The organism is Marinomonas profundimaris (assembly GCF_000508165.1).
In the GTDB taxonomy this organism is placed as follows: Bacteria; Pseudomonadota; Gammaproteobacteria; order Pseudomonadales; family Marinomonadaceae; genus Marinomonas; species Marinomonas profundimaris.
Window position 1 is genome coordinate 59,413 of the sequence record NZ_AYOZ01000008.1, and the last position, 22,304, is coordinate 81,716.

General features: G+C 44.5%; 23 protein-coding genes and 1 tRNA gene. 9 read left to right on the forward strand and 15 right to left on the reverse strand.

Going from position 1 to position 22,304, the window contains the following annotated elements:
* Window positions 1-54 precede the first annotated feature (54 nt).
* A complete protein-coding gene (gene rsgA / locus D104_RS24985) occupies window positions 55-1,089 on the forward strand; it encodes a small ribosomal subunit biogenesis GTPase RsgA (protein ID WP_024023383.1) in 1,035 nt (344 codons plus the stop codon).
* On the opposite strand, the gene D104_RS24990 is transcribed toward rsgA, so the two are convergent.
* Together D104_RS24990 and motA are read right to left on the reverse strand one after the other, a co-directional pair.
* Window positions 1,086-1,994: a flagellar motor protein MotB gene (locus tag D104_RS24990; RefSeq protein ID WP_024023384.1), complete on the reverse strand. Its 909-nt coding sequence runs from the start codon at window positions 1,992-1,994 to the stop codon at window positions 1,086-1,088. The two genes, rsgA and D104_RS24990, sit on opposite strands and share 4 nt — an antisense overlap.
* 33 nt (window positions 1,995-2,027) lie before the next feature.
* On the reverse strand, window positions 2,028-2,882 hold the full coding sequence (gene motA / locus D104_RS24995; RefSeq protein WP_024023385.1) for a flagellar motor stator protein MotA: 855 nt from the start codon (window positions 2,880-2,882) through the stop codon (window positions 2,028-2,030).
* Window positions 2,883-3,004: 122 nt separating this feature from the next.
* Between motA and D104_RS25000 the strand changes: the two genes are divergently transcribed.
* Together D104_RS25000 and asd are read left to right on the forward strand one after the other, a co-directional pair.
* Window positions 3,005-4,489 (forward strand): HDOD domain-containing protein, encoded by a 1,485-nt coding sequence (locus D104_RS25000; protein ID WP_024023386.1) that lies wholly within the window; start codon window positions 3,005-3,007, stop codon window positions 4,487-4,489.
* Window positions 4,490-4,514: 25 nt separating this feature from the next.
* A complete protein-coding gene (gene asd, locus D104_RS25005) occupies window positions 4,515-5,375 on the forward strand; it encodes an archaetidylserine decarboxylase (protein WP_024023387.1) in 861 nt (286 codons plus the stop codon).
* Between the two features lie 74 nt (window positions 5,376-5,449).
* Here the strand turns inward: asd and secF are convergent, their stop codons facing one another.
* From secF to queA, 5 genes are all read right to left on the reverse strand, one after another.
* A complete protein-coding gene (gene secF, locus D104_RS25010) occupies window positions 5,450-6,364 on the reverse strand; it encodes a protein translocase subunit SecF (RefSeq protein ID WP_024023388.1) in 915 nt (304 codons plus the stop codon).
* Window positions 6,365-6,373: 9 nt separating this feature from the next.
* A complete protein-coding gene (gene secD, locus D104_RS25015; protein WP_024023389.1) occupies window positions 6,374-8,224 on the reverse strand; it encodes a protein translocase subunit SecD in 1,851 nt (616 codons plus the stop codon).
* 81 nt (window positions 8,225-8,305) lie between these two features.
* Window positions 8,306-8,632, reverse strand: coding sequence for a preprotein translocase subunit YajC (yajC, locus tag D104_RS25020; protein WP_024023390.1), 327 nt, complete (start codon window positions 8,630-8,632; stop codon window positions 8,306-8,308).
* A gap of 67 nt (window positions 8,633-8,699) precedes the next feature.
* Window positions 8,700-9,821, reverse strand: coding sequence for a tRNA guanosine(34) transglycosylase Tgt (gene tgt / locus D104_RS25025; RefSeq protein ID WP_200866747.1), 1,122 nt, complete (start codon window positions 9,819-9,821; stop codon window positions 8,700-8,702).
* Window positions 9,822-9,853: 32 nt separating this feature from the next.
* Window positions 9,854-10,915 (reverse strand): tRNA preQ1(34) S-adenosylmethionine ribosyltransferase-isomerase QueA, encoded by a 1,062-nt coding sequence (queA, locus tag D104_RS25030; protein WP_024023392.1) that lies wholly within the window; start codon window positions 10,913-10,915, stop codon window positions 9,854-9,856.
* A gap of 158 nt (window positions 10,916-11,073) precedes the next feature.
* Between queA and D104_RS25035 the strand changes: the two genes are divergently transcribed.
* A tRNA-Leu gene (locus D104_RS25035) sits at window positions 11,074-11,158 on the forward strand.
* Window positions 11,159-11,258: 100 nt separating this feature from the next.
* Entirely contained in the window at window positions 11,259-11,450 is a 192-nt protein-coding gene (locus D104_RS25040; protein ID WP_024023393.1) for a DUF2986 domain-containing protein, read from the forward strand.
* On the opposite strand, the gene D104_RS25045 is transcribed toward D104_RS25040, so the two are convergent.
* Window positions 11,447-12,262, reverse strand: a complete 816-nt coding sequence (locus tag D104_RS25045; protein WP_024023394.1) for a helix-turn-helix transcriptional regulator — start codon at window positions 12,260-12,262, stop codon at window positions 11,447-11,449. The genes D104_RS25040 and D104_RS25045 overlap by 4 nt on opposite strands.
* Before the next feature lie 201 nt (window positions 12,263-12,463).
* Here D104_RS25045 and D104_RS25050 point away from each other — a divergent pair, with 201 nt between their 5' ends.
* Genes D104_RS25050 through D104_RS25060 form a run of 3 tightly spaced genes read left to right on the forward strand, consistent with a single transcriptional unit; the run spans window position 12,464 to window position 16,368 of the window.
* Complete coding sequence (locus tag D104_RS25050) at window positions 12,464-13,888, forward strand: alanine/glycine:cation symporter family protein (RefSeq protein WP_024023395.1); 1,425 nt, start codon at window positions 12,464-12,466, stop codon at window positions 13,886-13,888.
* 51 nt (window positions 13,889-13,939) lie between these two features.
* Window positions 13,940-15,343, forward strand: coding sequence for an aspartate ammonia-lyase (locus D104_RS25055; protein WP_024023396.1), 1,404 nt, complete (start codon window positions 13,940-13,942; stop codon window positions 15,341-15,343).
* On the forward strand, window positions 15,340-16,368 hold the full coding sequence (locus D104_RS25060; protein ID WP_024023397.1) for an asparaginase: 1,029 nt from the start codon (window positions 15,340-15,342) through the stop codon (window positions 16,366-16,368). The genes D104_RS25055 and D104_RS25060 overlap by 4 nt, the downstream gene beginning before the upstream one ends.
* 46 nt (window positions 16,369-16,414) lie before the next feature.
* Here D104_RS25060 and D104_RS25065 read toward each other — a convergent pair whose 3' ends face one another.
* The 4 genes from D104_RS25065 to D104_RS25080 form a co-directional block, all read right to left on the reverse strand.
* The gene (locus tag D104_RS25065) at window positions 16,415-16,771 is read right to left on the reverse strand and encodes a VOC family protein (protein ID WP_024023398.1); all 357 of its coding nucleotides are present in this window, start codon (window positions 16,769-16,771) and stop codon (window positions 16,415-16,417) included.
* A gap of 10 nt (window positions 16,772-16,781) precedes the next feature.
* Entirely contained in the window at window positions 16,782-17,669 is an 888-nt protein-coding gene (locus tag D104_RS25070; RefSeq protein WP_024023399.1) for a DMT family transporter, read from the reverse strand.
* 113 nt (window positions 17,670-17,782) lie between these two features.
* Window positions 17,783-17,980, reverse strand: coding sequence for a 2-hydroxymuconate tautomerase family protein (locus D104_RS25075; RefSeq protein WP_024023400.1), 198 nt, complete (start codon window positions 17,978-17,980; stop codon window positions 17,783-17,785).
* Window positions 17,981-17,990: 10 nt separating this feature from the next.
* A complete protein-coding gene (locus tag D104_RS25080; RefSeq protein WP_024023401.1) occupies window positions 17,991-18,506 on the reverse strand; it encodes an NADPH-dependent FMN reductase in 516 nt (171 codons plus the stop codon).
* A 104-nt stretch (window positions 18,507-18,610) separates the two neighbouring features.
* Here D104_RS25080 and D104_RS25085 point away from each other — a divergent pair, with 104 nt between their 5' ends.
* Complete coding sequence (locus D104_RS25085) at window positions 18,611-19,063, forward strand: GtrA family protein (protein ID WP_024023402.1); 453 nt, start codon at window positions 18,611-18,613, stop codon at window positions 19,061-19,063.
* Between the two features lie 10 nt (window positions 19,064-19,073).
* Here D104_RS25085 and D104_RS25090 read toward each other — a convergent pair whose 3' ends face one another.
* The 3 genes from D104_RS25090 to D104_RS25100 form a co-directional block, all read right to left on the reverse strand.
* Complete coding sequence (locus D104_RS25090; RefSeq protein ID WP_024023403.1) at window positions 19,074-20,081, reverse strand: pirin family protein; 1,008 nt, start codon at window positions 20,079-20,081, stop codon at window positions 19,074-19,076.
* 178 nt (window positions 20,082-20,259) lie between these two features.
* On the reverse strand, window positions 20,260-21,516 hold the full coding sequence (locus D104_RS25095; RefSeq protein WP_024023404.1) for a sensor histidine kinase: 1,257 nt from the start codon (window positions 21,514-21,516) through the stop codon (window positions 20,260-20,262).
* Entirely contained in the window at window positions 21,513-22,193 is a 681-nt protein-coding gene (locus tag D104_RS25100) for a response regulator transcription factor (RefSeq protein WP_024023405.1), read from the reverse strand. Before D104_RS25100 ends, D104_RS25095 begins: the two co-directional genes overlap by 4 nt.
* Window positions 22,194-22,304 lie beyond the last annotated feature (111 nt).

Genomic DNA, 22,304 nt, shown 5'->3' on the forward strand with positions numbered 1-22,304 from the left:
ATCAATGCTAAGCATTATACTCTATGCGCCTTACTTTATGACCAGACGAATCTAATGTCGAAGCGAAAACTTACCAAACAACAAACTTGGCGAATTGAACGAATTCAAAAAGAACGCGTGGAACGCACTCAAAAACGAGGCGATGTTGCCGAAGAGCTTCTTCAGTCATCGGACCTTGGCCCGGAAACAGAAGGCATCATTATTTCTCATTTCGGCACCCAAGTTGAAGTCGAAGGCAAACAAGAGCCATTCATTGGTGTCTCAACACGCTGCAATCTGCGCGCCAATTTAGGCCAGCTAGTAACGGGTGATAAAGTCGTCTGGCGACCAAAGCAAAACGAAGGCGGCGTGGTCGTAGCCACAACACCGAGACACACGTCCCTATCTCGCCCAGACATGCACGGCAGAATCAAACCCGTCGCCGCCAATATAGATCATATTATTGTTGTGATTGCCGCTGAACCGGTTGCTCACGCCAATTTAATCGACCGTTATTTGGTCGCCGCAGAGACAGTAGGCATCCCTCCTGTCATCCTGCTAAACAAGTGCGACTTAATCGATGACCGTAACAAAGCAGATCTAGATGATCTGTTAAAAACCTATGAAGACTTGAATTACAAAATCATCAGAACATCAATTACAAACCAAGAAGGCATGGAGTCGCTGTACGAATTCTTACAAGACAAAACCAGTGTCTTTGTTGGGCAATCTGGCGTCGGAAAGTCATCTCTGATAGGAACCATACTCCCTGATATAGACATCACTGTGGGCGAACTATCACAAAAGAGAAAAAAAGGCGTACACACCACCACCACGGCACGCTTATTCCACATGCCAAAAGGCGGAGATCTTATTGACTCGCCAGGAATACGTGAATTTGGTTTATGGCATATTTCTGAAGAAGAGCTGCTGAATGGATTTATTGAATTCAGACCGCATATTGGCTATTGCCGATTTCGTGATTGCGCCCACGAAAAAGAACCTGGCTGCGCCATCTTAGAAGCACTTGAAAAAGGTGAAATAACAGAGCACCGCTTCCAAAGCTTCTTAAGAATCAAACAATCCATTCGTGAAAACCAAGCGTTTTAAAAAACCGTTTCAGGTGATATTTTCAAATCCGACTGCTGGACAGAACTTCCGAAATTACGGCGATTCTGATCCAGCAATTTTTTATACGCTGCATCCGTTAAAAGCGTAATACTAATACGTCTATTTTCCGCACTGTCAGTCTCAAAACGGTTATAGGGAATCGTGTCTGACAAACCGATCACCTGCGCAATTCGCTTATCTTCAACCCCTCCCTCTTCCAATATACGACGTGCCGCATTCGCTCGTAAAGCAGACAAATCCCAGTTATCTAATCGACCAGACCCACTGAATTTCGACGAATCCGTATGCCCAGTAATCACAATAGGATTAGTTACTTTGTTAAAAATAGGCGACATACTCAACAACGTATTTTCAATATCAGGCATCATTCGAGCACTGCCTCGCTCAAACATAGGCTTGTCAGGATTATCCAACAGAGTGATTCGCACACCGAGTGGCGTTATTTCAATGCGTAGATTTTGCTGCTTAGAAAGCAAAATATTCATTCTACCCATTTCTTTCTGCAACATGTCATTGATGCTATTAGACTCAGCAGAATCAGGACCATTCCCAGCACGTAAATCTCTTGATGAAACATCCGTACTGCCCGGCTCAGGCAACTGTAAATCTAATTTTTTTTCCGCACTTTTCGCAGGGCTGCCCCCAAGATCAATAGGGTTAGCACTAAAACCTGCTGTTGAAGGCCCCATTGGGTCATGAAAATACCCTTCGATACTGGCCAATTCTTCCGGCGATGCCACACTTAACAACCATAAGACCAAAAAGAACGCCATCATAGCCAAAGCAAAATCCGCCAGCGCTATTTTCCAAGCGCCACCATGATGCCCCCCCTTCTTGATCTTTTTAACTCGTCGAATCACCAGACCATTAGAACCTAAGGCCATGCAATATTCTCCTTAACTTGGCATAAGCCCATACTAGCGGTATTGCTTAAGATCATTCGATAACTCAATAAAACTTGGTCGCATCTCAGGCGGCAACAACTTACGCCCGGTTTCTACCGCCACGGGTGGCGCATAACCAGATACAATCGAATTCAAACACGCCTTGATACATAGATACGCTTTTAGCTCATGCGCCCCTAAACTTTCCAAATGGGAAGCGGCAGGACCAACAAAACCATAACCAAAAAAGATACCTAGAAACGTCCCCACCAAAGCCGCGGCAACGTGCGCCCCTATTTCTTCTAAAGGCCCACCAATAGAGCCCATGGTAATAACAATACCAAGCACCGCAGCCACAATACCAAAACCAGGCAAACCTTCCGCCACACGAGTCAATGCATGACTCGGCGCAACTAATTCTTCCTGAATTTGCTCAATTTCATTATCCATAATGGCCTCAATTTCATAAGCAGGCAGACCCGTCAGAGTAAAAATACGGTAATTATCCGTTAAAAAATCAACCACTTCATGATCCCGTACCACATCAGGGAAACGATTAAATAAATCACTGGTAAAAGGAGACTCTATATCTTCTTCAACAGACAAAAACCCGTCTTGTCGACTTTTCTGAAAAAGGCAGTACATCAACCCTAATAACTGAAGATAGAACTGCTTATTATGACGACTGCCAGAAAACACTTGAGGCAGCATGGTGAATACTTTTTTCTGCACAATAAATGGATTGGCAACCATAAAAGCACCCAATGCGGCACCACAAATTATGATAATTTCAAACGGTTGCCATAATGCCAACATATTGCCATGAGATGCCAAATAGCCAGACACAACACTAACAATAACAACCAGTACGCCCGCTAACGCAAACATATTCTCTTCCTTAATACTGACAAAGTATGCTCTCACCTAAATATACAGTATGATTAATGAGATCAAAAACATAAGAGCACTTTACATACTCACAAACAACCGGGCTACTAATGTAACCAGCTATGATAGACAAGTCACCTTCTAGCCTAAATGAATGGCTACATTTTCTTAAAAACAAAAAATTTCCGGTTAAATCCGTCAATTTAACTCGTCTTAAGACCCAAATAAAAAGAACCGAAGATACGCTCGATGGCATGCAAGCCAACATTGCATCAGACCCATTGCTTGCTTTTGCCATTCTTAATGAAGCAAATCGAATTATTCCCAATAAGAACAGTGAGATAAAAACGCCTTTTCACGCCGCTGCCATGGTTGGAATGAATGGCATTGAGAAGCTGCTTCCTCGGTTTGCAGCTTACGACACACACACCAAAAAGCCATCACCGCCCCTCAAGGCTTTTTTAAGTGAAATACAAACCAGCTATGAAGCAGCCACAATAGCAAGACACTGGGCCATTGAAAAACTAACCAATAATGAAGATGACATTTTTTGGACGACACTGTTCCGTGATGCGGCTAGATGGCTCTTATGGTTTTACGCTTACCCAATCATGTCCACTCTTAAGCAAAAACTAGAGCAAGGCGAAAAAGCCAGCCAAGCAGAGCTAAGCACACTGGGTTGCCGGATAGATGAACTGACCGTTCATCTATGCACGTTTTGGGGCACACCACAAAAGATCATCGAGTCTTTTTTAACAAAACACATGCCCAACGCCAAAGAACTGCAGGCTTTAGCTCACTTAGCACACCACCCTGACGAACTGCCAGGCTTCACTGAAGACAAAAGACTCACCATCATAATCAACAACCCACTCATTTTTTCCTACTGCGCAAACAAGGTTGCTCACGAAGCGAACCTGATGAGATGGGATTCTAAAAACCTACCCTTCTTCTACCGTGTTGTTGCCACCGTAATGCATCGCCACCTAGGGGACGTTATTCACACCGCACACTTAGCAAGCACAGAAGCCGCCGCACTATACAATCACGGCGGAAAAATACCGCTTGCAAACCAGCTTCTTGATCCTGATTTATTTACAAAAAAAGCCGCTCTAGAACACAGAGCAAAAAACAGTTTATCCCCTATTTCAGCGCTCAAAAAAGCACTTCATCAAAAAGACAATATCGACACAAAACAAAAAGCGAGCCTTGCTTTAAAAACAATCAAGCAAGCCATCCCAAACGCTCAACACAGTATTATTTTTAAGCACACAAATAACAAAGTGTCTCCAATGTACCAATCTGGCTATAACTTAGACACAATCAAAGCCATTCAGTGGAGCTCATCGTCCAGCGTCTTTAATAAACTTTCCGGTGCGCGATCCGCCACCCATTTATCAGGCAAAAAGCTGGACAACATATTAAAAGATCTCCCGCACACATCAGATCAAATAATAGACCCCAATAGCCACCTCATCCTCGCTTCGACACAAACATCAGAGAATGAAATGACCATTTTTTGGCTAGAAACACGCACAGAATTTAATGAAACAGATTACAAAAACCTTAAAAAAATCGTGTCTTTAATTAGCCACAGTACTACTTAAATTCACCTATATCAGGATAAAAACCGTGACTAAAGATCAACTTTTTGCATTTGCACAACACATCACTCCGCAAAAAACCTTGTCTCGTACTATTGGCAAAATAGCGGAATGCGAAAACACCTGGGTAAAAAATACTTTTATCAGTCAATTCGTTAAAAAATACCAAGTAGACATGTCCGAGGCCATTAACAGCGACCCACTGTCTTATCGCAACTTTAACGAATTTTTCACTCGCTCTATTCGCCCAGAACTGCGTCCAATATCTGATAAAGAAAATAGCATTGTCTGCCCAGCAGATGGCGCCATCAGCCAACTTGGCGATATCGAACACGGCACGTTATTACAAGCGAAAGGACACACCTATAGCTTAACCAGCTTATTAGGTGGTGATGCATCACTGTCCAACCAGTTCCTCGGCGGCTCTTTTGCTACGGTTTACCTTTCGCCAAAGGACTACCATCGTGTTCACATGCCACTTACTGGCAAACTGACAAAAATGATTCATATTCCTGGCAAATTGTTCTCTGTGAATAAAGTCACAGCCGAGCAGATCCCAAATGTCTTTGCACGCAATGAACGTACTGTTTGTATTTTTGAAACAGAAGCCGGCCCGATGGCCGTAATCCTAGTCGGCGCAATGATTGTCGCTAGTATAGAAACCGTATGGGCAGGACAAGTCACACCATTCAATAAAAATGTCGTGACTTGGGATTACAACGAACTGAACAACATTGAAATCAAAAAAGGCGAGGAAATGGGACGCTTCAAACTGGGCTCTACCGCCATTGTTCTATTTGGAAAAGGCGCCGTGGAATGGGAAGACGCTCTAGAAGCAGAAACACCGACCAAGATGGGTATGCATTTCGGCAACATCACCGAAAAATAGACACCTTATAAATAAACATTAAAAAGCCTGCACGAAGCAGGCTTTTTAATGACTCAAAAATACGATTTATCACATTATGGCAAATCGTCTTCTAATTCCGCTTTTGGAGCAGGAACCAAGTCCTCTCTCTTCACGTCCATCGCAAGCAATAGATTGGCCGCAACGAAAACGGAAGAATAAGTACCAATAACAATACCCACCAACAACGCCATAGAGAAGTTGTGTATGGCTTCGCCACCCGCCACAAACAAAACAACCAATACAAACAAAGTCGTTAAAGAAGTAATCAAGGTACGACCCAATGTTTGGTTAATAGATTCATTCACTAGATCGTAGGGCTCTGTGTCTCGCATAATTCGGAAATTCTCCCGGATTCGGTCACATACAACGATCGTATCATTCAGCGAGTAACCCACAACTGCCAGCAATGCCGCCAACACCGTTAGGTCAAATTCAACCTCAAAGATAGAAAAGAAACCCAACGTAATGATCACGTCATGCACAAGCGCCGCAACAGAGGCAAGTGAGAACTTAAACTGAAAACGAACAGCAACGTAAATCATGACAATCGCTAGGGCAAGTAACATCCCCAAGCCACCCTGCTCACGCAACTCCTCACCCACCTGCGCACCAACAAATTCAGAGCGCTGAAGCGACACCTCATTTGATCCATGATTCTGAAGTGTCAACAACACTTCATCACCTAGCGTAGCTGTATAGGAGTTCGCCATGCGAACCACAACATCCGTTGTAGAACCAAAGTTCTGCACAACCACATCATCATAACCGTTACTGCGCAGCAACGATCGAACATCATCAAGGTTTGGCGCTTCGTCATAAGCCACCTCAACCAAGGTTCCGCCCGTAAAGTCCAAACCGAACTGCAAACCCTTTGTTGCCAAAGAACCAAGGGAAATCAGGATCAACGTAATCGAAAAAACAGCTACGATCTTACGCATCGCCATAAATGGAATATTTGTCACTTTCATGGCGCTCTCCTAAATGTATAGTTTCTTGTTTTTACGGCCACCGTACACAAGATTCACCTGTGCACGAGTTACAACAATTGCCGTAAACATCGAAGTAAGAATACCCAGCGACAACGTCACCGCGAAGCCTTTTACCGGACCCGTACCCACGGCAAACAAAATAACCGCAACCAGTAAGGTAGTGATATTGGCGTCTAAAATAGTCGTGAATGCGCGGTTAAAACCAGAATGTATGGCTTGCTGGCTTGGTACCCCACTGGCTAACTCCTCTTTTATCCTAGAGAAAATCAACACATTCGCATCCACCGCCATCCCCATGGTCAGTACGATACCTGCGATACCCGGCAGTGTCAGCGTTGCTCCCATAATAGACATACACGCCATCAAGAGAATAATGTTCAACACCAACGACACATTGGCAAAAATACCAAATACTTTGTAGTAAACCAGCATAAACAGCATGACAACAAGCATACCAATTTGCGCAGAACTCACACCCAGTTGGATATTTTCAGCACCCAAGCTTGGCCCAATGGTACGCTCTTCAACAAAGTAGATTGGCGCCGCTAATGCACCAGCACGAAGCAGAAGTGCCAACTCAGAAGATTCACGAGGACTGTCCAAACCCGTAATACGGAATGAATTACCCAATGTCGTCTGAATGGTCGCTAAAGAAATAATACCCTTCTCGCTGTAGCTCTTACGAACCTCCTCCATTTTGCCGTCTTTCTCAACAAAACGACTGCGAGATTTGTGCTCGATAAACACCACCGCCATATTACGACCCACAGCCGAGCGAGTGACCTTGCTCATTTGCTTGCCGCCTTTAGAGTCAAGGCTGATATTTACTTGAGGCTGACCATTCTCATCAAAGGAAGAGCTTGCATCCGATACACTGTCACCAGTAATAATAATGTCGCGCTCTAAACGCGCTGTTCGTCCACTGCCATCACGAAAAGACATAGTTTCAATGTCTGTGCCTTTATCGTCTAAACCAGCTTCCAAATGAAACTCAAGGTTAGCTGTCGCACCAATAATACGCTTTGCCGCCGCTGTGTCTTGCACACCAGGCAACTCAACCACAATACGATTACTACCTTGACGCTGCACCAAAGGCTCCGCCACACCCAGTTCGTTCACACGATTACGAAGTGTCGTTAAGTTTTGCTGTAACGCGTAGGATTCAATTTCTTTCTTAGACGCTTCGGTAAAGCTGATGTCTAGGTAAAACTCACCTTCTTCCTGACGTGTTCCGTAGCGATACTCAGAAAACTCCTCTTTTAATAAGTTCTCCGCCAACGACAAATCCGCTTCTTGCAAAAAGCGTATCGACAAAATGCCATCTTCAATATTAACACTGCGGTAACGTACGCGATCTTTACGCAACGCTGCCTTCATTTCACTCGAGCTCACTTCAAGCTTTTGCTTAAGCGCTGCAGGCGTATCCACTTCCAACAAGAAATGCACACCACCACGAAGGTCTAAACCTAACTTAGCCGGACCAGCCCCCAAGGAAGACAACCAATCTGGTGTCGTAGGAACAAGGTTCAAAGCGGTTACAAAGTCATCACCCAGTGCTGCCGCCACGACGGGCTTGGCAGCGAGTTGGTCCTCACCACTATTAAAGCGCAAGGTACCGCCAGCAGAGGTAAGCTCTGCTTCTTTCAATTCTATGTTTGCTTTCGAAAGCGCTGTTCTTGCTTTCTGCAATGCTTGCTCATCCACAACGGAAGTTGCTTTTTGGGTAGACAGTTGTAGCGCTGGATCATCCGGATAAAGATTTGGGAAGGCATAGAGTAGCCCCAAAGCCAAAACAAGAAGAATTAGCAAATACTTCCACAAGGGATACTTGTTAAGCATGAAAAATCCTTTATACCTGAAAATTTTTGAATGGATCGATAAAAAAGAAAAGCGCCTATGGAAGGCGCTTTTCTCAGAAAGTTAAATAGACTTTAACGTTCCTTTAGGCAATACAGCAGCAACAGAAGACTTTTGGAACTTCATCTCAACGCCTTCAGAAACTTCAAGCACTACGTAGTTATCATCTACTTTAGTGACTTTACCCAAAACACCACCGCCTGTTACTACTTCGGTGCCTTTATCCAAAGACGCGATCAAGTTTTTATGCTCTTTCGCACGCTTTGCCTGTGGGCGCCACATAAGGAAGTAGAAAATGACAACGAAGCCAGCAAGAAGTACTAGGTTAAAAATACCTGCATCTGCTGTTGCGCCGCCTTCAGCGTAAGCTGGTGAGATCAATGCGATCATGTGTTAACTCTCCAATGGTTTATGAAACTGTTGCGATCCCTTTATGTAAGGAATCTGCATATTTTGTTTATTTTTCACTCAAAGGTGGCGTATCTAAGCCACGTTTTGCATAAAACTCATCAACAAAGGCGTCAAATCTACCTTCATCTAGAGCCAGACGCAATCCCGCCATGAGTGTTTGGTAATAACGCAGGTTATGAATCGTATTTAATTGCGCCCCTACCATTTCTTGACACTTATCCAAGTGATGTAGATAAGACCGAGAAAAGTTTTTACAAGTGTAACAATCACATTCTTTATCCAAAGGCCCAACATCATGACGATATTGTGCATTACGAATACGAACAACACCGTCCGAAGTAAATAAATGGCCATTACGCGCATTTCGGGTTGGCATGACGCAATCAAACATATCCACACCACGACGAACACCTTCTACCAAATCTTCTGGCTTACCAACCCCCATCAAATAACGCGGTTTGTCTTCTGGCATTTTAGGCGTGACAAAATCCAACACCTTCATCATTTCTTCTTTTGGTTCACCAACAGAAAGACCACCAATTGCGTAACCATCAAAGCCGATATCAACCAAACCTTCTAGAGACTCATCACGCAAGTTTTCGTACATGCTGCCCTGAATAATACCAAACAAAGCAGAAGGACTATCACCGTGCTCATCTTTTGAACGTTTCGCCCAACGTAAACTTCTACGCATCGATGTTGCCGCTACGTCTGTTGTTGCCGGATGAGGTGTACATTCGTCAAAAATCATCACCACATCAGAACCAAGATCTTTCTGCACTTGCATAGAAATCTCAGGGCTCAAAAAAACTTTTGAACCATTAATTGGCGAACGAAAACTCACGCCCTCTTCCGTGATTTTACGCATTTCACCCAAGGAAAATACTTGAAAGCCACCTGAGTCGGTCAAAATTGGCTTTTTCCACTGCGTAAAATCATGCAAGTCACCGTGCGCCTTAACCACTTCCGTACCTGGGCGCAACCACAAATGAAACGTGTTACCCAAAATAATATCCGCACCGATCTCTTCGATGTCTTTGGTCAACATACCTTTCACTGTGCCGTAGGTTCCTACCGGCATAAACGCTGGCGTTTCAACCTTACCACGAGGAAAAGTCAATGTTGCACGGCGTGCTTTCCCTGACGTAGTGTGAAGGTCAAAATCCATAAAACATTCTGGACGCTTATCAGACATTCGTCTCATTCCTCACTTTGCGGGCCTTTGGCCTGCGCATTTCGTGTAATAAACATGGCATCGCCATAACTAAAAAATCGATATTGTTCTTCAACAGCTTTTTTATAAGCCAACATAACGTGATCGTAACCTGCGAACGCACTGATCAACATAATCAACGTTGACTCTGGTAGGTGAAAATTCGTCACCAAGGCATCAACCGTTTTAAATTCATAACCTGGGTAAATGAAAATACTGGTATCACCTTGCATTGGCGCAATTTCACCACTCTGACTGGCCGACTCAAGACTGCGAACACTGGTTGTGCCAACCGCAATCACTCGCCCACCACGCGCTTTTGTTGCATTAACCTGATCCACAACACTTTGCTCAACCTCGACATATTCAGCGTGCATTATGTGATCTTTTACATTGTCTACTTTCATTGGCTGAAAGGTGCCCGCACCAACGTGCAAGGTAACAAACGCCGTTTCCACACCTTTTGCTTTTAATTTTTCCAATAACGCATCATCAAAATGCAAACCCGCCGTTGGCGCAGCAACTGCCCCGGGCTTTTGATTGTAAACCGTTTGATAACGTTCCTGATCACTGTCCTCATCTGGGCGCTCAATATAAGGCGGCAAAGGCATATGACCAACACGAGACAACACATCCAGCACGGGTTCGTTAAACGCCAAATGAAATAAGGCACCAGAACGACCTAACATGGTCACTTCTATCTGCTCGCCTTTATCTTGCCCTAAAAACAGCTTGGTATTTTCTTTAGGCGACTTGCTCGCACGAACATGAGCCAACGCTTCATTTGCGCCGATTACGCGCTCGACTAAAATCTCAACTTTACCGCCAGATTCCTTTTGCCCAAATACGCGAGCAGGAATGACACGAGTGTTGTTAAACACCATCAAATCGCCCGGCTGAACCAAATCCAGCACATCAGGAAAGTGACGATGAATGACGTCACCGCTCGGGCCATCGAGATGCAATAAGCGACTTGCCGTTCTATCCGGCGTTGGATAATTTGCGATCAAAGAATCGGGTAAATCAAAATGATAATCGGAAACGAGCATGAAAAGAAAACTACCTAGAAAAAACGACCCAGCATTTTATCGAAATTCCATCTAAAAAGGTACTTCCGAGCGACACCATATTAAAAAGATAAAAAATAATATCTTAATGCATTGACACCAAGACAAATTAACATACAATACGCCTCACCTTTTTCAAGGCCAGTGTGGTGGAATTGTTAGACTCGACGGATTCAAAATCCGTTGCCGAAAGGCGTGGCGGTTCGAGTCCGCCTACTGGTACCAACATAAAAAGCCCTGATCATTGATCAGGGCTTTTTTTTGCTTCCTTGAATGTCATTCTGGAACCAAGCAATTTAACAATAGAATCATTTAGGAACGAACCATGAACCGTCGTAAAAAAATCAAAGATATATACGATAAACGAATGAAGCAAGCCAACTTAAAGGTTAATCCTAAAAAGGCAAAACCTAAGTACATCTCCAAAGCCGAACGCGCTTTAATGGAAGCCGAAGCCGCTGTGAATCCAACCACCGATGCTGACACGCCAGAATCAAGCGAAACAAAAGACGCTTAGAATCTAGCCCTAAAATGCCAGTCGCCCTCTTTCATATCATTTTTGATTGACTGGCAAATGTCACCATCTATGTGGTCATTGTCTATATTGTACAGTCCACATTGAGCAACAGCGTGTTTTCTATTGATGCTCAATCCCAGATATTCATAAATCACTCGCGCACAACATGGCGCCCTTTCCCCACTTCCAGAAACGCCCAACCGCAATCCAGATAAACGGTCAATACGATTTTGAAACGACGGATAAAGAATAATTTGCGTCATTTCAACGTGCGTCGTGGTCTCGTAATCAATCAAGAACAAACGATCAGACAACAATTGCACCACACCACTGTAAACCCCATGAAAAGATTTTTTTAGACTGCGAGGATTCAACCGTTCAGTGCGTTGATAATAGGTTTTATCACCTTGAGATTCGATATGAATCAAGGTTCGCAGTATCTGTCCTGGGCATGCCATCGACAAATAATATTCAAAATAATAGCCACCATACTTTGCCAACCCTTGCTGGCCAGACTGATTCAGACGATTAAATTGGATCTGTTCCGGAGAGAGCTTTTTAACCTCTTCAGCCTGACGAATAGGACGCGCCTGCACCCGTTTAACAAATTGCTCGTGGGGAAGCAAAATTTCGGCAATTTCAACACCAAAAAATTCACAAATTCGCCGCTGTGTACTGTTACTTGGGCTCGTCGTTCCATTGAGATAGCGATTGAACTGAGCACGATTAATACCTATACGTCGACACACTTCTGCAACCGATTTGTAATAGCTGCATAACAATTTCAAATTATCCGAAAAATCCTGATTCATCACTCACCTCTCAAGAACCCGCAAGCTGCCAGTGTAATCAATACTCATCATAAAGAATACGCAATTAAAGATGCTACCTGATGCCATAAGAGCATCAGATAGCATTAACTAGTTTCTTTTTACGAACTGCCTTTCTGCCTCTCTTTTCGTTTCAATAAACACTCTACCCCCAAAAACAAATCTAATAAAAAAGGAGTTCCCATGTTATCCCTTCTGACTGACTTGCTCTGGAGCAAAGTCTTGATCGCAGTTCTCATTGGCATTGGCATTTGGTTCACTATTGCCACTCGCTTTGTGCAGTTTCGTTATTTTGGCAATATGTTTGGCATCTTAACCGCCAAACACCATGAACCCGATGGAAAACACTTAAGCTCCTTTCAGGCCCTAATCCTCTCTGTCGCAGGGCGCGTTGGGGGCGGCAATATCGCTGGTGTGGCGGTTGCCATCACCATTGGCGGTCCAGGCGCTATCTTTTGGATGTGGGCAGTTGGCTTGATGGGCATGGCAACCAGCTTTGTCGAATGCATGCTTGCACAAACCTATAAGTCAGCAGAAAGCGACGGTACTTATCGTGGTGGGCCCGCGTTTTATATTGAGCGCGGTTTGGGTAAAAACTGGAAATGGCTGTCTGTGCTGTACTCCATTTTACTGTTGGCTACCTTTGGCATCGCGTTTACAACCCTACAATCTTATTCTGTGGCTACGTCATTGGAAGACGCGTTTGGTATCCCTCCTTACTACAGTGGTATTGGCATGGCACTCATTGTCGGTCTTATTATATTTGGTGGCGTCAAACGCATTGCACAAGTTGCCGAGATTTTGGTTCCTGTTATGGCTGGCGGTTATTTGTTGATTGCGCTCATTGTGCTCGCAATGAATTTAAGCGCCATTCCAGATACGCTGATGATGATTGTGAAAAGCGCCTTTGGCTTAGAACCAGCATTTGGCGGTGGCATTGGCGCGGCTATTCTGATGGGCGTAAAGCGTGGTTTATTTTCAAACGAAGCAGGACTTGGTAGCGCACCAAACGTGGCGGCCGTTGCGCACATCCCTCATCCTGCCAATCAAGGCATAGTGCAAGCATTCTCTGTTTTCATCGATACGATTATTTTGTGTACTTGTACGGCATTAATCATTCTTCTTGGCACCGCATATGATCCAAGCAATACAGATACGATTCAGGGTGTTGCTCTAACCCAAGCCTCGCTGGCGACACACATGGGCGATTATGGACGCATGTTTGTCAGTATCGCATTGCTGCTATTTGGCTTTAGTACAATCCTATACAACTACTATTTAGGTGAAAACAGTGTCAGCTATTTAACCAAGTCTGATAATCATGGGTTTTATATGAACGCCTTTCGAGTGGTGATTATCTGCCTTTGCTGCACGGGCGCCATTTTGGATCTCGGTACTGTTTTCGCCTTTGCTGACTTAAGCATGGGACTATTAGCGCTGGTTAACTTAATTGCTCTCGCCTTGTTATTCAAAGTCGCCAAGCGCATCTTGAAAGACTTTGATGACCAGCGTAAGCAAGGTCAGAAAACACCAACCTTCGAAGCGAATCGCTTTGACGATTTAGAAATCGATCAAGCCTCTTGGCCCAATGAAGAAAAGAACCAATAAACCCTTAATATGTCACCTCATTGTGTATCAGTGAGGTGTTAGGAAACCATCATGAATACTCGTTCCGAATACGACCTACTTGGTAACATGGACATTCCAGTCGATGCCCTTTACGGCATTCAAACACAACGTGCCGCGCAGAACTTTTCAATCACTGGCATTCCTATTTCACACTTTCCCGAATTGATCAAAGCGTTAGCCATGGTCAAAGCCGCCGCCGCTCGTACCAATCAGGAAATGAAATTATTAACCGCTGAAAAGGCCGACGCCATCGTGTTTGCTTGCCAAGACTTAATCCTAGGCAAACATCACGACCAGTTCATTGTTGACGTAATACAGGGTGGTGCTGGCACTTCAACCAACATGAACGCAAATGAAGTCATTGCGAACATTGCCTTATTGAAACTCGGTCATGAAAAAGGGGAGTACAAGTACCTACACCCAAACGATGATGTAAACCGGTCACAATCCACTAACGACGCCTACCCAACAGCGGCATGTTTGGGCATTCAATTTGCGGCAGACAATTTTTTGCCCAGTCTCGCTTCGTTAAAAGAAGCGCTGGAAACCAAAGCGTGCGAGTTTTCACACATTGTAAAAATGGGTCGAACACAACTTCAAGACGCCGTACCAATGACACTAGGACAAGAATTTGATGCATTTGCCGTGACTTTAGGCGAAGACATTGACCGTATCCGTGAGGCTTGCACCTTGCTTTGCGAAGTTAACCTAGGTGGTACAGCCATTGGGACAGGCATTAACACTCCAGAAGGCTACTCTAAGATCGTCGTAGAAAAACTCGCGACCATTTCAACAAAACCACTTGTATCGGCCAGCAATCTTGTTGAAGCCACCTCTGACATGGGCGCTTTTGTGTTTTTTTCTGGCATCCTAAAACGCCTAGCCATTAAGCTAAGCAAAATGAGCAACGACCTGCGTTTACTGTCTAGCGGACCTCGCACTGGATTAGGTGAAATCAATTTACCCCCAATGCAACCAGGCTCATCAATTATGCCTGGCAAAGTAAACCCCGTCATTCCGGAAGCTATGAATCAGACCGCGTATCAAGTTATTGCATCGGACCTTGCGGTCACACTGGCAGCAGAATCGGGGCAATTACAACTAAATGCCATGGAACCTATGATCATTTATAACGTATTAAATTCGCTTAAAATGCTGAAAGAAGCCTGTCAGATGCTAGAAACACGCTGCATACGTGGCATTACGGCCAATGAAGCCGTATGCGCAGGCCATGTTGAAAATAGCATCGGCATCATTACTGCCCTAGTGCCTCACATTGGTTATGCCAACGCTTCACGCATTGCCAACACCGCACTGCATACAGGCAATACAGTGAAAGCGCTCGTCATTGAAGAAAATCTCTTAACCGAAGAGCAAGTAAATATCCTGCTAAGCCCTCAATCCATGCTTTCTCCTAGCAAGGTGGTTATATGAGCGCTCAAGTACTAATCTTGTACACGGGCGGAACAATCGGCATGGTTGAAACAGAGCAGGGCTTAGCCCCTGCTTCTGGCTTGCAAGAACGCATCGAAATAGCATTGGGAGAAAGCATAAACACGCTTCCATCTTTTGAAGTACTGGAAATTTCTCCCTTAATTGACAGCGCCAACATCACGCCCGCCCACTGGACTAAGCTGGTGTCTATCCTCTCAACGCACTGGCAAGACTACGATGGGTTTGTGGTTCTGCATGGTACGGACACCATGGCGTACACGGCTTCCGCATTGTCTTTTATGTTGGGTGCTTGCACCAAAAACATTTTATTAACGGGTTCTCAAATCCCATTAGGTATGAATCGAAGTGATGCCACGTCAAACTTACAAGCCGCGCTATCTTTAGCTGTTTCCCATAGAGTCACCGATGTCAGCCTTATGTTTGATGGAAAATTAATGCGCGGCAATCGTGTTCAGAAAATAAGCAGCGACCGCTTTGAAGCGTTCCATACGCCCAACGATGACTTACTAGGCGAGCTTGCCATCAAACTGCAGCTTTATCCGAACCGAATGATTCAAAGTAATACAAACAGCATCCACTCGATTGAAAACAGTATTGTCAGCTTCAAAGCCGATTCAGTGGCTGTTATCACCCTTCACCCAGGTCAACCTGTCGCCATTTATCAAAGCGTATTAGACGACGATAATTGTAAAGCGATCGTGTTGCAAACCTATGGCGCAGGCAATGTACCCGACCAAAATTCAGCGTTTTTGTCTTTCTTAACCGAAGCCATGCTGCGCAAGAAAAACATCGTTAATTTGACTCAATGCTTGCACGGCGGCGTATCTCAAGGCGCGTATGCGACAGGGTCGATTTTATCGTCGATGAATGTACTAAGCGGAAACGATATGACGCTAGAAGCCGCCTTCTGTAAACTCCACTGGCTGATTGCCTCTGGGGAAAACTATTACGGCATAGTCGAAAAGTGGACGGTCAATTATTGCGGAGAATTCACACCATCATAATCAATGACGGAGTTAAGGTCGTTAATCCATCTTACTCCGTCATATTTTATGACTTCAAATCACCCCAAACGGCCCATTCGTTTCCGCATGGATCCAAAAAGTGAAACCGCCGGCCACCAGGAAATTCAAAAATGTCCTGCTCTATCGTGCCACCCGCCACTTTTACTTTATCCAACGAGGTTTCCAGGTCGTCACTAAAAAGTATCACTAACGCGGCACCGTTCTGTGGACGCGAACAAAAATTCGCCTGAAAAAATCCACCGTCCAATCCTGCATTATCAAAAGCGGCATACTCAGGACCGTAATCTTTAAACCCCCAGCCAAATGCTTGCGTAAAAAACGCTTTATTTAATGCCAAATCCCGAGCAGGTAACTCAACGTAATTAATCTTATTTGATTCCATAACCTCACCTTTACTTAATTGTCGATGTCACAACAAGCATCACACTCACCACTATCATTGCACCACCAACCCACTGCTGCTTTGTCATTTTTTCTGCAAATCGAACTTTTGAATAATACAAAGTACCCACAATTTCAATCTGTCCAAGCGTCTTTACCAAAGCGGGATTTACCAACGCGAATCCCGTAAACCAGCCAATTGAACCCAAGGAGCTCAACACCCCCACCTTACAACTCAGCGCCAACTCATGCCGGAATGGCGCAAACACATCTCTGCTTTTCACTATCTGAATACCGCACAAAATCAGCGACTGCAATGCCAAAACATACCAAAGTGTCACACCGGCACTGGTAATCAATGAACCTGACAACGCATGGCTTGCCATCGACGCCGTCACAGACGTAATAGCAAAACAAAAACCACTCCCAAGCCCAAACAACAACGACGCGTCTTTATGGGCTTGCCGAATATTCTTCCACTTTACGCTCATCACAACCGCACCCAACACCCCAAACGCAATACCCAGCCACGCGCCAAACGTCAACGTATAATGCAACAGAGGCAAACCAATTAACGCCGCTAACACCGCTTCGGTTTTAGCCAACAAGGTTCCCAACGCAAAGCTTCCAGATTGAAATGCACGCAACATGAAATACGTCGCCATTATTTGTGCTATCGCACAACTGGTCGCCGCGATATAAAAGGCAACCTCATTTTCAATTGATACCCAATCAAAAACCTGCCAGCAAAGTATCAAATACAGACTCACCAATGGCAAACCGTACAAGGAGCGAGACATGGTCGCGTGTAAAAAGCCCGTTTCACGCGCCAGAGTATTTTGATACGCCGTTCTTACAGACTGGCACCCTGCTGCAAACAGAGTGATAAAAATCCACATACCCACACCTTTTATGACCTTAAGAAAGCGCTAGCATGCGGCGATGCCTACTATTTGTAAAAGGAATAAAACTTATATTTTGGATTCCTTTCGGGAATCCAAAATGCGCGCAATCACTTTTTTCGTAACTCAGTCACTTGCTCGCCCGCAACCCCCCAATTGTCGGTATTCACTTCATCAATCACGACAACCGTCGTCGCTGGATTTTTTCCTAGCACATCAACCAACAAATCTGTCGCACCCTTAATCAGCGCCTGTTTTTGCTCTTTTGTAACACCTTCATCGGTAATCCGAATATTCACATACGGCATGACGGACTCCTTATAGTTTTCCAGCAAGTGACGTTAACGCTTGTTTCACCGAAGTATCGACGACATCACCGTCTTTCATCACCTCATAAAAACTTGGCACACTTAAACTACCAACCACATTCCCTTTAAAAAACGACATACTATTCACAGCCTGCGCAAGCACACTGCTCGCACCACCAGGGCCCGGCGAAGTAGACAGGAGAACAATGGGCTTGTCTTGATACACGGCTTTTTCAATACGAGACGCCCAATCAAATACATTTTTGTACGCGGCAGAGTACGAACCATTGTGTTCTGCAAAAGACGCCACAATCGCATCGGTTTTCGCAATCGCATCGATAAATGCCTGAGCCTGGCTTGGAACACCTACGCTTTTTTCTGTGTCTTCACTAAAAATAGGCATATCAAAATCATTGAGGTCAAGCACGGTAACCTCGGCATCTTTGACTAGATTCGCTGTATAACTGGCCAACGCCTTATTGATCGACTGACGGCTTGAGCTCGCTCCAAATGCAAGTATTTTCATTTTATATTCCCTTTGTGTAATAAATGTTTAATCCGCAAAATGTAGGTAAAAACCAATCTGCTCGTTTCATCTTTTTTTGATACTTAGAACACTAGAATGACATTATGAACTTACTTTTGAAACACACTTTTATTCGTTTTGCCATTGTCGGCGGATTCGGTTTTTTGGTCGATCTCATCAGCATGGTATTGCTGTCACTTTGGCTGCCCCACCTTACCGCTCGTGGATTTGCTTTTTGGATCGCGGCTAGCTCAAATTGGTGGTGGAATCGCCATATCACCTTTACTGACGCACAACCCACCAAACACAAAAAAGCCGCCGCAATGCAATGGATGCAATTTCTCGGCGGCTCTGTTGTCGCTTTTATTCCAAACTGGGGATGCTATCTTTTTTTGATGTCGCATCCACCAGCCATAATCGACACCACATTCAGTCTATTATGGCCCTATTTAGCCATGATTCCTGGCGTATTAGTTGGCATGATACTGAACTATGTTTTTTCACGGTTTTGGGTTTTCACTTCCATAAACACACCAAAGGGAAAACCAACCGAATGAACCATCTCATCTAGCTTTCTTGTTCTTCAGAGTATTTGGCGAATCGACCTTTCGATTTATCATGCACTTGGTCGTGACGCGACCACGGCCAACCGCCAAACTGAGTACGCTGATAATCATTAAACGCCTGCTGTAGCTCTGCTCTGGTATTCATCACGAATGGCCCATGCTGTTCAACATGCTCCGCAATTGGGCGCCCTTGCAGCATCAAAAAGCGCGCCTTTTTACCACTATTTTTCAGCGTAACATCTGCATCACTTTTCAATATAAACGCTTCGTTAATCAACCCTTTTGTACCGTCCAACTCAACATTTTCACCTTCAAAAAAGTACAAGGTACGACTCAAACCAGATGCACCAGCAGGTAAATTCCATTCAGCACCTTCTGGCAAATCAATCAACCAAATTGCCACATGGTTATTGTCATCTGCCGCCCATGAATTTGGCGGACAAGGCGCAGGAGTAATTCCACTTAACGGCCCAGCAACCACTTTAATGGTGGTTTCATTGCCTTTAGTATCTGATTTTTTCACCACGGGCGTGTCTTCGTTCCACAGCATCGTAAAATGCGGCGGCACCATTTTGTTCTTGCTAGGTAAATTTAACCAAATCTGAAAAAGTTCTAATGGATTCGGCCCTTTTTCATTTAATAAAGGGAACATTTCCGAATGCTGAACCCCTTCTCCCGCCGTCATCCATTGCGTATCACCTTCGCCATAACGGCCTGAGGCTCCCATAGAATCTGCGTGATCAACCAAACCTTCATTCACAATTGTAACGGTTTCAAACCCACGGTGAGGGTGCGCTGGAAAACCAGGAATTTTCTTACCATGATACATACGCCAGCCATCCAAGCCTGCGAAATCCTGCCCTAACGCTCGACCAACCAAAGGCGCCGCTGGTCCCATTTCTGCATTGGCTTCGGGGTACTTATCATTATGAAAAGCACAGAATAAAAAAGGGTCGAACGTTGGCCAGAACATCTCCAATGGCAAACGTTTTAAAATAGATGCGCTCATTTGTTTTCTCCAACATAAAATGGCATTTTCAATACCGACATAATAGCACCGCCGAGTCGAATTGATTTATGCGGATATTGGATCTATTCCATCCACTTTTTCAATCAAAGCAAAAGACAAAAACAAAAAAGGCCAATATGATATTGGCCTTTCATGCAAGTATTCACACTATTTTGGATTAGCTCGGAAACACCACGGTCGACGTACAGCCGCCATCATCGTTATCCAACAAAGTGAACTTACACTGATATTTTGCACAAATATCACGCACAATCATCAAGCCCAACCCATAGCTTTCGCCACCGGGCTTACCGCTTAAACCGCAGCCAGTATCCACCACTCGAATGGTGTTATCAGACACGACGATATTCACACTGCCATCGTCTGTACAAGACAGTGCATTTTTTAAGAGATTGCCCACCAATATGTGTAACGTTGGCACTGGTAGTTTCGTAATAATTTGCCCTTCACTGATGATATTAATCATGACTGGCTTACCGGCAAGATAACCCAAATGCATTTGGCGAATCCGTTCGAACTCACTCGTCTCTACTGTACGATTCGGCGCCACAGACAAATCGTCTTCTCGTGTTAAGGACAATAACGTGGTGATGTAATCCTCCATTTCCTGACAGGCTTGATCCATGCGAACGCGCTGTCTCTCGATAAAGACCTTAGAATCCGATTTCCCCAGTAACGTCACCGCGCCTTTCATCACCATCAGTGGCGTACGCAGCTCATGGCTGGCATAACGATTAAAAGCGCGCTCCCGCTCAATTAAAGCACTGATCTGATCCTGATAACCATTCAAACGCTCAACCAATTGATGCACTTCTCTCGTCGCGGCACCTTCTGGCAGTTCAATCGGCGAAATATTACTTGGGCTTCTGTCGCCAAGACTCTTCGACAATTGAGAAAGCGGCTTCGTCAAACGGTCCGAAATACGCAACACCACCCACAAACTCAACGCCAGCAACAACAACGACAGAAACAATTGAGTGCTCTGGGTTTCAAACATTTGTTCTTCACTGGTTTCATATATCTCATCGTAATGAAGTATGTACAGAACCTTGTTTTCACCGTTCAACACAATGTGCGAACGCATGGAAAACATCTCTTCCGTCATATCTGAACTTTCATCCAACTCATAGGGCTTATCATCCTTGAGATGTCGATCAAGGATCACCCCAGAAGGAAGGTTTTCTTCGCCTACGAACGCTTCCGAAAACGGCGGAACAACAACATGTGTGAGGTCTGTGCCTTCCAACATATGAATCGCAGTATTTTTGTCTTTTAGCATGCGGTTTTCAGCATAAATCATTTCTATGTTTTCGCTCATGGACTCCAACATAGAAAAGTGAAACGCAATGATGGCAAACGCCACAATCGAAAAGTATGTGAAAGTCAGCTGTTTGGCGGTTTTGATGCGTTTCATTCTTCACCTTCCGCAATAAGGCGATAACCCACCTTAGACACTGTCCTTAAATACGCGTGCTCGAAAGGTCGATCAATCAAGCTACGCAGTTGATAAATATGGCTTCTTAACACTTTGCTGTCTGGTTCCTCATCGCCCCACAAGGCGTCGCAAATTTCGTCTTTTGACACCACATCAGGGGCTTTTTGCATCAAACATCTTAGAATTGTATATTGCGAAGGGTTCAAGGAATAACGTCCGCCCTCTCGCTGTAACACGCGGGTACTCATATCCAAAACAAGATTACCAAACGTCAACGTACGATTTGCCACACCGCCTTTTCGGCGTCTAACTAATGCCTGCAAACGCGAATCGAGGATCTCAAGATCGAACGGCTTAACCAAATAATCATCGGCAAAATGCGCAAAACCCGTCAATATATCGTCTTTGGTGTCCCTCGCTGTGAGCATTAATATCGGCGTATCAACCCCCGCTTCACGTAACGATTTGCACACGGTTAAACCGTCCATTTTGGGCAGCATGACGTCTAAAATAATCGCATCATAATGCCCAGACTTCGCCAACTCATAACCTTGCAGGCCATTGTTTGCATAATCCAACACATAGTTTTTGATTTCAAAATAATCAAAAATCACGCCAGCAATGTCTTTGTGGTCTTCTACCAACAGTAATTTCATCTTGCTCTCTGCCATTTATAAGAGGTATTAACAGTAATCCTATCATGCAGATTGTCACATAAAGGTATGAAAAAAAAGTGAATCATCTTTTTGCGACAAACCGACCTTTAT

Coding starts and splice junctions, on each gene's coding strand:
- rsgA (WP_024023383.1), top strand. CDS start 55: ATGTCGAAGCGAAAACTTACCAAACAACAAACTTGGCGAATTGAACGA.
- D104_RS24990 (WP_024023384.1), bottom strand. CDS start 1,994: ATGGCCTTAGGTTCTAATGGTCTGGTGATTCGACGAGTTAAAAAGATC.
- motA (WP_024023385.1), bottom strand. CDS start 2,882: ATGTTTGCGTTAGCGGGCGTACTGGTTGTTATTGTTAGTGTTGTGTCT.
- D104_RS25000 (WP_024023386.1), top strand. CDS start 3,005: ATGATAGACAAGTCACCTTCTAGCCTAAATGAATGGCTACATTTTCTT.
- secF (WP_024023388.1), bottom strand. CDS start 6,364: ATGAAAGTGACAAATATTCCATTTATGGCGATGCGTAAGATCGTAGCT.
- secD (WP_024023389.1), bottom strand. CDS start 8,224: ATGCTTAACAAGTATCCCTTGTGGAAGTATTTGCTAATTCTTCTTGTT.
- yajC (WP_024023390.1), bottom strand. CDS start 8,632: ATGATCGCATTGATCTCACCAGCTTACGCTGAAGGCGGCGCAACAGCA.
- tgt (WP_200866747.1), bottom strand. CDS start 9,821: ATGGATTTTGACCTTCACACTACGTCAGGGAAAGCACGCCGTGCAACA.
- queA (WP_024023392.1), bottom strand. CDS start 10,915: ATGCTCGTTTCCGATTATCATTTTGATTTACCCGATTCTTTGATCGCA.
- D104_RS25040 (WP_024023393.1), top strand. CDS start 11,259: ATGAACCGTCGTAAAAAAATCAAAGATATATACGATAAACGAATGAAG.
- D104_RS25045 (WP_024023394.1), bottom strand. CDS start 12,262: ATGAATCAGGATTTTTCGGATAATTTGAAATTGTTATGCAGCTATTAC.
- D104_RS25050 (WP_024023395.1), top strand. CDS start 12,464: ATGTTATCCCTTCTGACTGACTTGCTCTGGAGCAAAGTCTTGATCGCA.
- D104_RS25055 (WP_024023396.1), top strand. CDS start 13,940: ATGAATACTCGTTCCGAATACGACCTACTTGGTAACATGGACATTCCA.
- D104_RS25060 (WP_024023397.1), top strand. CDS start 15,340: ATGAGCGCTCAAGTACTAATCTTGTACACGGGCGGAACAATCGGCATG.
- D104_RS25065 (WP_024023398.1), bottom strand. CDS start 16,771: ATGGAATCAAATAAGATTAATTACGTTGAGTTACCTGCTCGGGATTTG.
- D104_RS25070 (WP_024023399.1), bottom strand. CDS start 17,669: ATGTGGATTTTTATCACTCTGTTTGCAGCAGGGTGCCAGTCTGTAAGA.
- D104_RS25075 (WP_024023400.1), bottom strand. CDS start 17,980: ATGCCGTATGTGAATATTCGGATTACCGATGAAGGTGTTACAAAAGAG.
- D104_RS25080 (WP_024023401.1), bottom strand. CDS start 18,506: ATGAAAATACTTGCATTTGGAGCGAGCTCAAGCCGTCAGTCGATCAAT.
- D104_RS25085 (WP_024023402.1), top strand. CDS start 18,611: ATGAACTTACTTTTGAAACACACTTTTATTCGTTTTGCCATTGTCGGC.
- D104_RS25090 (WP_024023403.1), bottom strand. CDS start 20,081: ATGAGCGCATCTATTTTAAAACGTTTGCCATTGGAGATGTTCTGGCCA.
- D104_RS25095 (WP_024023404.1), bottom strand. CDS start 21,516: ATGAAACGCATCAAAACCGCCAAACAGCTGACTTTCACATACTTTTCG.
- D104_RS25100 (WP_024023405.1), bottom strand. CDS start 22,193: ATGAAATTACTGTTGGTAGAAGACCACAAAGACATTGCTGGCGTGATT.